This window comes from Streptomyces sp. NPDC101118, assembly GCF_044759445.1.
Classification (GTDB): Bacteria; Actinomycetota; Actinomycetes; order Streptomycetales; family Streptomycetaceae; genus Streptomyces.
Window position 1 is genome coordinate 126,326 of sequence record NZ_JBIVZG010000007.1, and the last position, 13,726, is coordinate 140,051.

At 71.8% G+C, this 13,726-nt stretch carries 10 protein-coding genes; 4 read left to right on the forward strand and 6 right to left on the reverse strand.

All coding sequences use genetic code 11. The features are described from left to right. From ACIQUQ_RS14675 to ACIQUQ_RS14685, 3 genes are all read right to left on the reverse strand, one after another. Entirely contained in the window at positions 1-783 is a 783-nt protein-coding gene (locus tag ACIQUQ_RS14675) for a hypothetical protein (protein ID WP_403975341.1), read from the reverse strand. Between the two features lie 70 nt (positions 784-853). Beyond that, positions 854-3,130: a hypothetical protein gene (locus ACIQUQ_RS14680; RefSeq protein WP_403975343.1), complete on the reverse strand. Its 2,277-nt coding sequence runs from the start codon at positions 3,128-3,130 to the stop codon at positions 854-856. Between the two features lie 92 nt (positions 3,131-3,222). Continuing rightward, the gene (locus ACIQUQ_RS14685; RefSeq protein ID WP_403975346.1) at positions 3,223-5,766 is read right to left on the reverse strand and encodes a hypothetical protein; all 2,544 of its coding nucleotides are present in this window, start codon (positions 5,764-5,766) and stop codon (positions 3,223-3,225) included. A 198-nt stretch (positions 5,767-5,964) separates the two neighbouring features. Here ACIQUQ_RS14685 and ACIQUQ_RS14690 point away from each other — a divergent pair, with 198 nt between their 5' ends. Continuing rightward, positions 5,965-6,747: a hypothetical protein gene (locus tag ACIQUQ_RS14690; protein WP_403975348.1), complete on the forward strand. Its 783-nt coding sequence runs from the start codon at positions 5,965-5,967 to the stop codon at positions 6,745-6,747. A gap of 202 nt (positions 6,748-6,949) precedes the next feature. Here the strand turns inward: ACIQUQ_RS14690 and ACIQUQ_RS14695 are convergent, their stop codons facing one another. Together ACIQUQ_RS14695 and ACIQUQ_RS14700 are read right to left on the reverse strand one after the other, a co-directional pair. Continuing rightward, a complete protein-coding gene (locus ACIQUQ_RS14695) occupies positions 6,950-9,427 on the reverse strand; it encodes an HAD-IC family P-type ATPase (RefSeq protein ID WP_403975350.1) in 2,478 nt (825 codons plus the stop codon). Positions 9,428-9,480: 53 nt separating this feature from the next. After that, on the reverse strand, positions 9,481-9,771 hold the full coding sequence (locus ACIQUQ_RS14700) for a DUF2530 domain-containing protein (protein WP_403975353.1): 291 nt from the start codon (positions 9,769-9,771) through the stop codon (positions 9,481-9,483). A gap of 140 nt (positions 9,772-9,911) precedes the next feature. Between ACIQUQ_RS14700 and ACIQUQ_RS14705 the strand changes: the two genes are divergently transcribed. After that, positions 9,912-11,369 (forward strand): NCS2 family permease, encoded by a 1,458-nt coding sequence (locus ACIQUQ_RS14705; protein WP_403975355.1) that lies wholly within the window; start codon positions 9,912-9,914, stop codon positions 11,367-11,369. 28 nt (positions 11,370-11,397) lie between these two features. Here ACIQUQ_RS14705 and ACIQUQ_RS14710 read toward each other — a convergent pair whose 3' ends face one another. Next, positions 11,398-11,580: a ribbon-helix-helix protein, CopG family gene (locus ACIQUQ_RS14710; RefSeq protein WP_399939308.1), complete on the reverse strand. Its 183-nt coding sequence runs from the start codon at positions 11,578-11,580 to the stop codon at positions 11,398-11,400. A gap of 161 nt (positions 11,581-11,741) precedes the next feature. Between ACIQUQ_RS14710 and ACIQUQ_RS14715 the strand changes: the two genes are divergently transcribed. Both ACIQUQ_RS14715 and ACIQUQ_RS14720 read left to right on the forward strand, forming a co-directional pair. Then, positions 11,742-12,179, forward strand: coding sequence for a MarR family winged helix-turn-helix transcriptional regulator (locus ACIQUQ_RS14715; protein WP_399939311.1), 438 nt, complete (start codon positions 11,742-11,744; stop codon positions 12,177-12,179). A 25-nt stretch (positions 12,180-12,204) separates the two neighbouring features. Beyond that, positions 12,205-13,620 (forward strand): MFS transporter, encoded by a 1,416-nt coding sequence (locus ACIQUQ_RS14720; protein ID WP_403975358.1) that lies wholly within the window; start codon positions 12,205-12,207, stop codon positions 13,618-13,620. The last annotated feature ends 106 nt before the right edge of the window (positions 13,621-13,726 follow it).

Here is a 13,726-nt window from a genome sequence, read left to right on the forward strand (position 1 = left end):
CTAGCGGACGGTGCAGCCCGGCTGCCCGTCGACGGCGTCCTCCACGTGCTCGGCGCCCTGCGGGAGGGTGACGGCGGGGCCGCCGAAGGACCGGAACTCGATGGTCTTACGTGGACTGCGCCTGTGTACGCGGACCAGTTGCCCGTGGTCGTCCAGCCAGGCGTCGAAGTGGATCCGCGGGTCAGGGCTGCCGGGGACCCTGGGAGGCTCGGGGGCCGGACGCGGGGAGGTCAGGCAGGGGAAGGTCTTCCGCAGCAGCGCGTCGAGAGGCTTGGGTTCGACGGCCACCGAGTAGCGCATGGCGGGCAGCCCCCCCACGCTCTCGGGCCCCACCCGCTCAGGGTGTCCGCCGACCAGCAGGGCGCTGAGCATCGCGGGCGCGGACACCCTGGCGGCCGCCCCGTTCTCCCACTCGGATTCGGCGCTGCCGTCGAACCCCGGGGGTACGGCGGGGTGGTAGTACAGGTCGTCGTCGATGCGCCAGCGCGACATGCTCGGCAGGGCCAGGGCTTCGTGCGGGCTCTTCCACGACATCCGGCCGGTTTCGGCGGGCCCGTCGTCCCCGTAGAAGGGACTTTCGGCGGTGACCACGACCTCGGCCGCGCCGGCGGCCAGCGCGCGCTCCGCCGCCTCCTTCAACACCTGCGCCGGGTCCCCCGTGTGGACCTCCAGCAGCCGTTCCACCCGTACCTCGTCCACGACCTCCGGCACGAACACCACCCCGCCGGCCGCCGCGGCCAGCACGGCCACCGGTATCCAGATCCGCCAGTACCTCTTCGCCACCGGTCCCCCTCGTGATCCCCACCCTGTGCAGGACCCGGATCGTAGATCACGAGGGGACGGGCGGGACCGGCTAGGTCACGTCCACGTAGTCCGTCGACGAGGACTTCGAGGCCGAGGTGGACGTGCCCGCGTACTTGAAGCGCCAGCCGCCGTCGACGGTGGCCGTTGCGGAGACGGTGACCGCGCCCCCGGCGTCCGTCGTGCCCGAGCCGACCGTGGTCCAGGTCGTGGAGCCGGACTTGCGGAACTGGAGGTCGACCTTTTGGGACGGGAGGGCCGTGGCGGCGCCGTACTCCCACGCCGAGCCGGTCAGGGTGCCCTTGACGGTGACCTTCGCGCCCGCGGTGACCGGCTCCGGCGTGGCGTTCGCCGTGAGGAAGCTGGCCCGTTTGATGGTTGCGGTGCCGGCGACCGGGCCGCTGAACAGGCCCTTGCCGTCGGCCGCGAGGGCCCAGGCGGCCACCGACCAGGTGCCGGCCAGCTTGTTCAGGCCCAGGTGGTTCCGGCCGCTCAGGTCGAAGCCGGCGGTGCAGTCCCAGGTGGTGCTGCCGGCCCGCTTCACGCAGTCGGCGGGGGCCGTGACGTGCACGATGCCGTCCGGCTTGTCGTACGGGCCGTGGTACAGGTACACGCCGGCCGAGGCGATGCCCGAGGGGTCGGAGGCGGTGAAGGCGGCGCTGTAGCCGCCGAGTCCGGTGAGGGTGGGGACCAGGGTCTTGCCCTCGTTGACCACCGCGGTGCCGATGGTGGTGGTGCCGAGCTTGAGGCCGGTCTGCGGGGCCGGGCCGCCGAAGGCTCGGGTGATCGTCTGGCGCAGGGCGCCGCCTGCGCTGTCCGTGCCGGTGATCCGGAGGGAGACGAAGGCGGCCCCGGCCGGGACGGCGACCGTGGCACTGCCGGTGGCGCCGGACGCGGTCAGCGGGGCGGCGGTCCAGGTGGCGCCGTCGTTCGTGGAGGACTCGATGCCGGTCAGGGTCGCGGTCGTGCCGTCGGTGCGGGGTACCAGCGTGGCCCCGACCGTCACCGGTCCCGCCGCCACCCGGTTGCGGCCGTCGAGGCCGCTGACCGTCAGCCGCGGGTCGGTCACCGGCAGCGGGGCGGAGGCGGTCAGGGCGCTGCCGGGGAAGGTCCACTCGGTGGCGACGCGCGGGGAGAGGCGGCTGTGCGCGCCGCTCCTGGTCACCGTATGGGTGATCCTGTACGTGCTGTGGCCGCCGGCGGCGACCGTGTACGTGTCGTACGGCGAGAGCACGCCCGAGGCGCCGAGCAGTGCGCCGCCGTCGCCGGTGACCCGCCAGGTGGTGCCGCCGCCGCTGTCGAGGCCCTCGTTGCCGTACGCGTCCGAGAGGGAGGCGGGCTCGTTCAGGCTGAACTTCCCGCCCGCGTACTGCGACGCCGGGAACTGCGAGGCGTACGAGGTGAAGGGTGCCCGCCCGAAGTACTCGCTGCCCGCGTCGCCCGCGGGGAGCGTCATGCCGGGCATGCCGAGCGCGTGGGGCCCGTACTCCAGGTACCGGTCGAAGGAGGCGCCGGGCGTGAGGTAGTGCGTGTACGCGGTGCCGAGCGGCACCGCGGCCGGCAGGTAGGTGCCGGACAGCCCCTTCTCGGCGTCGGCGACCGCGGCGGTCCACACCGTGGCGCTCAGCCCGGCGCCCTGGGCGCGGACGGTGGTGCGCTTCTTGGCGAGGCCGGCGGTGGGCACCGAGACCACGGGCGAGGAGGGGGTGCCGCCGGTGAACCGGTGCAGGAGATCGTACCGGTAGGGGCTGGGACGGTTGGGGCCGCTGCCGCGCTTCTGGCGCACGTCGTGCAGGTTGAGGGTCAGGCCCGGCAGCGTCACGGGGGCCGCGTAGACCGTGGCGCCCGAGCCGTTGGCGAAGAAGGCCGCCTCGCCGTTGGGCAGCGTGTACCAGGCGTCGGCGACGACGCGGGCCGCGGTGGGCTCGTCGACGGTGACGGCGGCCGGCTGGGCGAGGTTCGCGTCGAGGGTGACGGTGGTGGCGGCGGTGCCCACGCTGAAGGTCTTGGGGAGGAATCGGGCCTGCGTGCCGGAGGCGTCGTAGCCGCCGTGGTTGCCGATGGTCAGGTAGTTGCCGGAGGGGAGTTCGGCGGTGCCGAAGTCCTCGCCCTCGGGGACCGTGACCTCGTACGCCTTCCAGGTCGCCCGGTCCCAGACGCGGATCTCGGGCGCGACGTGGTCCACGTGCGTGAGCTGGATCTTCACCGGGTACCCGGCGGTGGGGGCGGCGCCGGCCTGCGGCACACCCACCCCGCCGAGCAGCAGGGCGGCGCCGCCCAGCACTGCCGCCGCCCTGGTCCGTCTGTGACTTCTGCTGCTGTCCGCCATGGTCAGGCGCCCCCTCGGTCTCGTGTGCGGCGGGCACAGCGTAGGGCCTCGGCCCGGGTGGGGCCGAGGCCCTGGTGAGGGCTGGTACGGGATCAGTACACGTCGATGTCGGACGTCCCCGAGTCGGCCGGCGAGTAGGCCGTGGTGCCGTCGTGGCGCAGCCGCAGCTTGCCGTCCTCGGTGGCGGTGCGCGTGAAGCTCACCGTCCCGTCGGAGGCGGTCTTCGCGGTGGCCACCGTGGTCCAGGTGCTGCTGCCGGCCTTCTGCCACTCCAGGCGCACGGTGGCGTCCGGCAGGGCCAGGTTGCTGCCGCTGATCCAGCTGAGCACGCGCAGCTTGGCCTTGACGGTGTACTTGCCGCCGGTGGGCACGCTCATCGGCGGCCAGGTCGTGGAGAAGCCGGTCATGCGCCGGAGGTCGGCCGTGCCGGCCTTGGTGACGAGGACGCGGCCGGAGCCGTCCTTCGAGTGGGCCCAGGCGGTGACCGACCAGAGGCCGGCGAGGCTGTTGCGGCCGAGCTCGTCGACGGGCCGGACCGCGACCTCCGCGGTGCAGGTGGCGGTGGTGGCCGTCGCCGGGGTGCAGAGGGCGTTCCAGTACTGCGGGACGACGCCGTCGGGACGGTCGTACGTGCCGTGGTGGAAGTACGCGCCGGCGGCGGCGACGCCGGCCGGGTCGGTGACCGTGAAGCGGACCTTGACGGTGGCGTCGGGGGAGAGGTCGGGGGCGTACGGGTGGCCGTCGTTGACGACGACGTTGCTGATCGCGGTGTCGCCGACGCGCTCTCCGGTGGCGGCGGCCGGGCCGGCGAAGGCGCGGATCACGGTCTGCGAGACGGTGCCGCCGGAGCTGTCGGTGCCGGTGGTCCGCAGGCTCACGAAGGACGCGGTGGCCGGGACGGTGAAGCTCGCGCTGCCGGTGGCGCCGGAGGCGGTCAGGGCCGGGGCGGTCCAGGTCACGCCGTTGTCCATGGAGAACTCCAGGGACTTGAGGGTGGCCGTGGTGCCCGCCAGGCGGGGCTTCAGGGTGGTGCTGACCGTCACCGGGTCGGTGCCGGCCTGGTTGCGCCAGTCCAGCCCGGTGACCTTGTACGTGGGGTCGGTGACCGGGAGGCCGGACTGGGCGGCCAGGGCGGCCCCGGTCATCGTCCAGTCGGTCCAGACGCGGCTGGAGAGCCGGCCCTGGGCGCCGTGCCGAGTGGCCGACACCCGGACGGTGTACGACGCGTGGCCGGTCGGGACGGTCGCCTGCCAGGTGCCGGAGTCCTGGACCGGCGAGGTGGCCAGCGTGGTGCTGCCCGTGCGGATCCGGAACTGCAGGCTCGCGGCGTCGTCCTTGCCGAGGTTGCCGGCGGCGTCGGAGTGCAGCGCGCTCTCGGTGAACTTGAACGTGCCGCTCTGGTGGGTGGAGTTGTAGCGCACCCGGGGCGTGAAGGGCGCGGCGCCGACGATCTCGACCGGATGCGTGCCCTTGGCCAGGGTGCGGGTCTTCAGGTCCAGGCGGTGGGTGCTGCCGTACGTCAGGGCGCGCGCGAAGGCCGTGCCCGGGGTGACGTATTCGGTGATCTTCGACGGGACGCCCACCTGGCTGCCGATGAACATGCCGCCGATGTTGAGGCCCATGTCGGCGTGACTGTCCAGCCGGCCCACGGAGTTGCCGTCCTGCGCGCGCAGGGAGGTCTGGGTGGTGGCCAGGTTCGCCTTGAGGACCTGCGCGACCGGGGTGGCGGGGACGCCGTTGGTGAAGCGGTGCACCAGGTCGTAGCGGTAGGGGCTGGGCAGGTTGCCCGTCGAGCCGCTCTTGTCCAGGACCTCGTGGAGGTTGAGCTTCAGGCCGGTGAGGGCGATCGGGTTGACGTACACCTTCTCGCCCCAGCCGCCGACGAAGCCGGTCGAGCTGCCGTTGGGCAGGGTGTACGAGATCTCCGCGCTGGAGCGGGCCGCGGTGGTGTCGTCCACCGCGATCCGGGTCTCCTTCGACGTCTTGGCGTCCAGGAGCACCGTCTGGGCGGTGGAGCCGACCGTGAAGGTCTTCGCCAGGAAGTGGCTCGCCCGGCCCCAGTTGGAGTACAGGCCGACGGTCACGTAGTCGCCGGGCGGCAGCGCCACCGTCCCCCAGTCGTCCCACTGCTCCTCGGCCACGTCGTAGTAGGTCCAGGTGCTGCGGTTCCAGACGTGGATCGACGGGCCCCAGTGGTCGGCGTTGACCAGGTCGATCTTGACCTGCTGGGCCGCGGTGGCGGCGTACGTGGTGCGCGCCGCCGACGGCGCGGTGACCGTGGTGCCGTCCGTGGCGAGGGTCGTGGTGGCCAGGGGGGCCTTCTCGCCGACCGGGCGGATCTCCACGCGGCCGGGCGTGGCGAGGTAGCCGTAACTGCCGGGCTGCTCGCCGTCCTTGCCGGTGACGCGGAAGGCTCCGGCGCGGCCCGGGACCCGCTCGACGCGGTCGCCGTTGGCCAGGGTGGCGCCCCCGGCGGCCCCGGTTCCGGCGTCGGGCGCGGCCGCGGTGGCCGGATTCGGTACGGCGTCGGCCGACGGCACCAGCAGGCCGGCCGCCAGCAGGGCGGCGGACAGGACGCCGGTCGCGGCGCGCCGCCGCCCGGCAGCCCCGCCGACCAGCAGGTTCTTGAAGTGCATGGACCCCCCTCGGGATGAATGGAGGTCAGCGTAGATCCGACCGCCGGAAGCCCTGCCGGGGCCCCCGCCCGTTGACCGGTGCGTGCCGGTTGGGCAGGGAAGTGGCCGGAATTTTCCCCTGCCTGCACAACCATTCGCGATCTTGCATGGTCGTACCTCCCGTCCGGTCAGTCATGTTCCGTTCGGGGGATTCCGATCATGCGTTATCGCGCCGCAGCCGTCGCCACCACGGCCGCCCTCGCCCTGTCCGCCCTCTGCGTGCCCGCCGCCGGTGCCGCCGGTACGGGTCCGGCGGCGTTCAGTGCCGTGTCCACCAACAAGCGCTGGATGCCGGTCAAGCCGGTCACGCCGAACAGCGTGAAGGTCATGTACACGATCAAGCATGCCGCGGATGTGCCGCTGTCCGACATCCACGCGGACGTCCTGCTCGCCAAGGCCGAGGCCTACGGCGGCAAGACGATCGCACCCCGCCAGGCCCCGGTGTGCGTCGCGGCCGACCGCACCTCGGCCGTCTGCGAGGTCGTCATCACCGTGGACCCGCGCACCGACCTGAAGAACGCCGACTCGCAGTCGCCCTGGGAGCTCACCGGCCGCTCCTGGCGGAAGTCCCGGCCCTCCGAGGTCTTCACGACCCCGCTCAGCGGCAACGTGTACACCCCGCGCGCCGCGTACCTGCCGATGGACGCCGGACCGGAGCCGGTGGTCAAGGGCCAGATCCTCACGGTCAAGGGCACGGTCCAGCGCGCCAACTGGGAGACCGGCGACTACCGCAACTACAACGGCGCCGTGGGCATGGGCCTGTGGTTCCGCAAGAAGGGCGCCACCGTCCAGAGCTACGTCACCGGCGTCGAGACCGACGGCAAGGGCAACTTCACCAAGCGCGTCCTCGCGAGCGAGGACGGCTACTGGCAGTGGAAGATCCAGGGCAACGCGACCACCAACCGCACGGTCTCCCGCGAGGACTACGTCGACGTCCGCTAGACGGTCCCGCGAGCCGGTCACGGCCCGCGTACAACCATTCCGGCCGAGAACGCGTCGTAGCAATCGGCCGGACGGCGCACGTCCGGACTGCGCACGGCCTCCCCGAACGGGTCCGGCGCGTGCGGAACGGGCTCCCACGGGGGTGGGGCCGGAACCGCACGCGCCGGACCGGGGGACCGCACCGGCCCCGCCGGGAACCCGGCTAGGCCGGGAACCTGCGGTCGACCCAGCGGAAGGTGAACTCCACCAGCACCGCGGCGGCAGCCGCGATGGCCACCGCGGCCCACGGCATGGTCGTTCCCACCAGCTTCAGCTCGAAGAAGTGCTGGAGCCACGGCACCACCAGGACCAGCAGGAACGCCAGCCCCATCGCCCCTACCAGCCCCACCCGCCACCACGTGTACGGGCGGGCGATGATCGCCAGCACCCACATCGACACCAGGAACAGGGTCAGGGTGGCGGCGCTGGTCTCGGCCTCAAGCGCCCCCTCGCCGGTGTAGTGGTTCCGGGCCAGCAGGTACGTGACGAAGGTGGCCAGCGCCGCGATGGTGCCGCCCGGGATCGCGTACCGCATCACGCGCTTCACGAAGTGCGGCCTGGCCCGCTCCTTGTTCGGGGCCAGGGCCAGGAAGAAGGCCGGGACGCCGATGGTGAGGGTGGACAGCAGGGTCAGGTGCCGCGGCAGGAAGGGGTACTCCACCTGCCAGCACACCACCAGGATGGCCAGCAGCACCGAGTAGACGGTCTTCGTCAGGAAGAGCGTGGCCACCCGGGTGATGTTGCCGATGACCCGGCGGCCCTCGGCGACCACCGAGGGGAGCGTGGCGAAGGAGTTGTTGAGCAGCACGATCTGGGCCACCGCGCGGGTGGCCTCGGACCCGGAGCCCATCGAGACGCCGATGTCGGCGTCCTTCAGCGCCAGGACGTCGTTGACGCCGTCGCCGGTCATCGCCACGGTGTGGCCGCGGGACTGGAGCGCGCCGACCATGTCCCGCTTCTGCTGCGGGGTGACCCGGCCGAAGACCGCGTTCCGGTCCAGCTCCGCCGCCATCCCGGCCTGGTCGGCCGGCAGCTGCCGCGCGTCCACGGTGTTCTCGGCGCCCGGCAGGCCCAGCTTCCCGGCCACCGCGGAGACGGAGACGGCGTTGTCGCCCGAGATGACCTTGGCGTGGACGTTCTGCTCGTCGAAGTAGCGCAGGGTGTCGGCGGCGTCGGGGCGCAGCCGCTGTTCGAGGACGATCAGGGCGGTGGGGCGGGCGCCGGCGCCGATCTGCGGGTCGTCCAGCTCGCGGGCGGACCTGGCGAGGAGCAGCACGCGCAGCCCCTGCTCGTTGAGCGCGTTGATCTCGTCCAGGGCCGGGTCGCCGGAGGGCAGCAGCACGTCGGGCGCGCCCAGCAGCCAGGTGGAGTTCTCCCCGTCGCCCTCGCTGAAGCTGGCACCGCTGTACTTGCGGGCGGAGGAGAAGGGCAGCGACTCCGTGCAGCGCCACTCCTCCTCGTCCGGGTAGGCGTCGATGATGGCCTGCAGGCTGGCGTTGGGCCGCGGGTCGGATTCGCCGAGGGCGCCGAGGACCTTGCGTACGTACGTCACGTCCGCGCCGCCCAGGGGCCGCAGCTCGGTGACGTCCATGCCGCCCTCGGTGAGGGTGCCCGTCTTGTCGAGGCACACCACGTCCACGCGGGCCAGCCCCTCGATGGCCGGCAGCTCCTGGACCAGGCACTGCTTGCGGCCCAGCCGGATGACGCCGATGGCGAAGGCCACGGAGGTCAGCAGCACCAGGCCCTCGGGGATCATCGGGACGATGCCGCCGACGGTCCGGGCGATGGAGTCCTGGAGGTTGTTGTCCTTGACCACGAGCTGGCTGATGATCAGGCCGATCGAGGTCGGGATCATCATCCAGGTGACGTACTTGAGGATGGTGGAGATGCCGGAGCGCAGCTCGGAGTGGACGAGCGTGAAGCGGGAGGCCTCCTCGGCCAGCTGAGCGGCGTACGCCTCGCGGCCGACCTTGGTGGCGGTGAAGGCGCCGCCGCCCGCGACCACGAACGAGCCCGACATCACCTCGTCGCCGGGCTTCTTCAGGACCGGGTCCGCCTCGCCGGTCAGCAGCGACTCGTCGACCTCCAGTCCGTCGGCCTCGCCCACCACGCCGTCGACGACGACCTTGTCCCCGGGACCGAGCTCGATCACGTCGTCGAGGACGATCTCGGAGGTGGAGATCTCGGCGGCCCTGCCGTCGCGCCGGACGGTGGGTTTGACCTCGCCGATCACGGCGAGTCCGTCGAGGGTCTTCTTGGCGCGCAGCTCCTGGACGATGCCGATGCCGGTGTTCGCGATGATCACGAAGCCGAAGAGGCTGTCCTGGATGGGCGCGACGCAGAGCATGATCACCCAGAGCACGCCGATGATCGCGTTGAAGCGGGTGAAGACGTTGCCGCGGACGATGTCGGCGGTCGAGCGGCTGCTGCGGACCGGTACGTCGTTCACGTCGCCACGCGCGATGCGTTCGGCGACGGCCGCCGCGGTGAGGCCGCCCGGCTGGAAGACGGGGGCGGGCATCCGTACAGGGTGCACGGGGTCGAGCTCCGCGCCCGCGTCGATCGCGGTGCCGCGGGTGCCGCCCGCGCCCCCGCCGCCCGGCTCCGGCCCGTCGGTGTCGATCTTCGCCCGCTGCGTCATGGTTTCGACGGTAAGCGGGGTCGTGCCGCTTCACCCGCCGAGCGACGGGAAGATCAGACCTCGGTATGACCCGGATCGTCCTGGGGTCGCCCGGCGGTTTCGGCCGCGTGGCGCTTGAGTGCGGCGTCGCGGGCGCGTACGTACCAGATGCCGATCAGGCCGAGGGCGCCGCCGGCCGCGCAGGTCCAGACCCACCAGAGGAGGTCCCGGTCGGCGAACCAGCCGTAGAAGGGGAGCTGCACGACGAACATGGCGAACCAGAGGATCGTGCCGCCGGTGATGGTGGCGACGACCGGCCCCTCCAGGGGCTCGGGTGCCTCGTGCTTGGGGGTCCACTTCGCCATGCGGGCCAGTCTAGGTGGCCTCCTGAACGGTCTACGCGCGGAGATGGACGCCCCTTCGTTCATGTGTTCATACTGAAACGGTTTGTTCGCGACCCGAATTTATTGGTGCGAATCTCCTAAGCAAACCCTTTGAGGACCGAATGAGCACGTCGGCCCCCGCCGCCCCGGCCACCGCCCCCCAGCCTTCCCCGCAGGGGACCGGTTCCGTCCTGGACCGCTACTTCAAGATCTCCGAGCGCGGTTCCACCGTGGCCCGTGAGGTCCGCGGCGGCTTCGCCACCTTCTTCGCGATGGCCTACATCATCGTGCTGAACCCGATCATCCTCGGCAGCGCGAAGGACATGTACGGCCACCAGCTCGACGGCGGCCAGCTGGTCACCGCCACCGTGCTGACCGCGGCCCTGACCACCCTCCTCATGGGCGTGATCGGCAACGTCCCGATCGCCCTGGCCGCCGGCCTCGGCGTGAACACGGTGGTCGCCCTCCAGCTCGCCCCGCGCATGAGCTGGGCCGACGCCATGGGCATGGTGGTGCTCGCGGGCTTCATCGTGATGCTGCTGGTGGCCACCGGCCTGCGCGAGCGCGTGATGAACGCCGTACCGCCGGGCCTGCGCAAGGGCATCGCGATCGGCATCGGTCTCTTCATCATGCTGATCGGCCTGGTCGACTCGGGCTTCGTCTCCCGCATCCCGGACGCCGCGCACACCACCGTCCCGCTCCAGCTCGGCAGCGACGGCCACCTGCACGGCTGGCCCGTGCTGGTCTTCGTGCTCGGCGTGCTGCTGACGCTGGCGCTGCTCATCCGCAAGACCCCGGGCGCCATCCTGATCTCGATCGTCGTCATGACGGTCGTCGCGGTGGCCGTCCAGCTGATCGCGGACCTGCCGGGCCAGGCCTGGGGCCTGACCGTGCCGGAGTGGCCGGGCAACCCGGTCGCCGCGCCCGACTTCGGGCTCGTCGGTCAGGTCAGCCTGTTCGGCGGCTTCGGCAAGGTGGGCTTCCTGACCGGCGCCCTCTTCGTCTTCACCGTGCTGCTGTCCTGCTTCTTCGACGCGATGGGCACCATCCTCGGCGTCGGTGACGAGGCCAAGCTGATGGACCGGGACGGCAACCTCCCCGGCATCAACAAGGTCCTGATCGTCGACGGCATCGCCGTCGCGGCCGGCGGCGCCACGTCCTCGTCCGCGAACACCTGCTTCGTCGAGTCCACCGCGGGCGTCGGCGAGGGCGCCCGTACGGGCCTGGCGAGCGTCGTGACGGGCGCGCTCTTCGCCGTGGCGCTGTTCCTCACCCCGCTGGCCACGATGGTGCCCTCGCAGGCGGCCACCCCGGCGCTCGTCGCGGTCGGCTTCCTGATCCTCGCGGGCTCCGTCAAGGACATCGACTGGAGCGACTTCACCATCGCCGTCCCGGCCTTCCTGGCGATGCTGACGATGCCCTTCACGTACTCGATCACCAACGGCATCGGCATCGGCTTCATCAGCTTCACCGTGCTGCGGCTGGCCGCCGGACGGGGCCGTGAAGTCCCGGCGGCGATGTACGTCGTGTCGGCGGTGTTCGTCTTCTACTACGCGATGCCTGCCCTGGGCCTCACGTAGGACCTTCCCCCGGTGGGGTTCCACGGGCTCAGGTGAGCCCGTAGAACTTCTCCGTCTCGTCGACGGCCGCCTTGAAGCGCTCGTCGAAGTCATCGCGGATGAGCGTCCGGACCACGTAGTCCTGGACGCTCATTCCGCGTTTGGCGGCGTGGTCCCGCAGCCGGGCCAGCAGCTCCCCGTCTATGCGCATGCTGAGCACGTGTGTCCCCATGGGCACAGGGTCGGGGCAGCGGGCCGCGGGATGGGTCACTTTCCGGAAGGGTCTCACCCTTATGGGTGACACGTGCCGTCAGGAGGTCGAGTGCGGGGTATCACGGCGCGCCGCGCGTTATCCGTTGGTATTTAGACTGACTAATGAGCTACTCTAAATACATGCTTGACCTCACCCATGGCGACGATGCTGCCGCCGTGAACGACCTCCGCTCGGCCGTCATGCGGCTGGGCCGGCGCCTGAAGCACCAGCGCGTCGACGAATCGCTCAGCCCGACAGAGATGTCGGTGCTCGGCACCCTCGCACGCTGCGGCTCGGCCACCCCCGGTGAGCTGGCCCGCAAGGAGCACGTCCAGCCGCCGTCGATGACCCGCATCGTCGCGCTGCTGGAGGCCAAGGGACTGGTCAGGCTGGAGCCGCACCCGGACGACCGCCGGCAGAAGGTGGTCAGCCAGACCGAACGCGCCGAGGCGATGCTCGAGGAGAGCCGCCGCAAGCGCAACGCGTTCCTGGCCCGGCTCGCGGCCGAGCTCGACGAGGACGAGTGGGCCAAGCTGCGCGCCGCCGCGCCCGTCCTCGACAAGCTCGCGCACCTGTAAGGACGAGCCGAGGAGGCGAAAGCCTTTGAGTACGGGAAACGGAGCAGACTCCGCACCCGGACCGAAATCCACCCCGACAACACCCGCAACACCCGCTGGACCCGCAGCACCTGCCGTACCCGCAGCTCCCGGCGCCGGCCGCACCCCGGTCGGCACCACCCGCAAGAACACGATGTTCAGCTCGCTGAGGATCCGGAACTACCGGCTCTTCGCGACCGGCCAGGTCGTCTCGAACACCGGCACCTGGATGCAGCGCATCGCGCAGGACTGGCTGGTCCTCTCCCTGACGGGATCCGCCTCCGCGGTCGGCATCACGATCGCCCTGCAGTTCCTGCCGATGCTGCTCTTCGGCCTCTACGGCGGCGTACTCGCCGACCGCCTGCCGAAGCGGCCGCTGCTGATCGCCACCAACTCGGCCCTCGGCCTCACCGGCGTCGCGCTCGGCGCGCTCACCGTCACCGGGCACGTCCAGGTGTGGCACGTCTACCTGGCCGCCTTCCTGGCAGGCCTGGTCACGGTGGTCGACAACCCGGCCCGGCAGACCTTCGTCTCGGAGATGGTCGGCAAGCGGCAGCTGGCCAACGCGGTCAGCCTGAACTCCGCGAACTTCCAGACCGCGCGGCTGGTGGGCCCCGCCGTCGCCGGTGTGCTGATCACCGCCGTCGGCTCCGGTTGGGCCTTCCTGCTGAACGGCTTGTCCTTCGCGGCACCGATCGCCGGCCTGCTGCTGATGCGGACCCGCGAGCTGCACGTGGTCGAGCCACGGCCGCGCGCCAAGGGCCAGCTCCGCGAGGGACTGCGCTATGTGGCCGGGCGCCCGGAGCTGGTCTGGCCGATCGTGCTGGTCGGCTTCATCGGCACCTTCGGGTTCAACTTCCCGATCTGGCTGTCGGCCTTCACGGACGACGTCTTCCACGGGGAGGCCGGCACGTACGGCCTGTTCAACTCGCTCATCGCGACCGGCTCCCTCGCCGGGGCGCTGCTGGCGGCCCGGCGAGGCCTGGCCCGGCTGCGGCTGCTGGTCGTGGCCGCCGCGATGTTCGGCGCCCTGCTGACGGTCACCGCGTTCGCGCCGGGCTTCTGGCTCTTCGCCGCGCTGCTGGTGCCGATCGGCATGTTCGGCCTCACCGTGAACGTCACGGCGAACTCCAGCGTCCAGATGGCCACCGACCCGGAGATGCGGGGCCGCGTCATGGCCCTGTTCATGATGGTGTTCACCGGCGGCATGCCGCTGGGCGCGCCCCTGGTCGGCTGGGTCACGGACACCTACGGCGCCCGCGTGGGCATGGCCGCGGGCGGCCTCGTGTCGCTGGCCGCCGCGGTCGGCGTCGGTCTGGTGCTGGCCCGCGTCGGCGACCTCCGCCTCCGGGTGGACCTGCGGCCGGGCCGTACGCACGTGGCCTTCGTACCGCGCCGCGAGCAGCTCGCCACCGCCGCGTGACGGCGCCCGGCGGGCGGCCAGGACCGCCCGCCGGGCCGCCCGGGTCCACCTGGCGTCCCCTGCGTCCACCGGGGGCCACCCGGCGGGCCGCCCGGGTCCGCCTGGC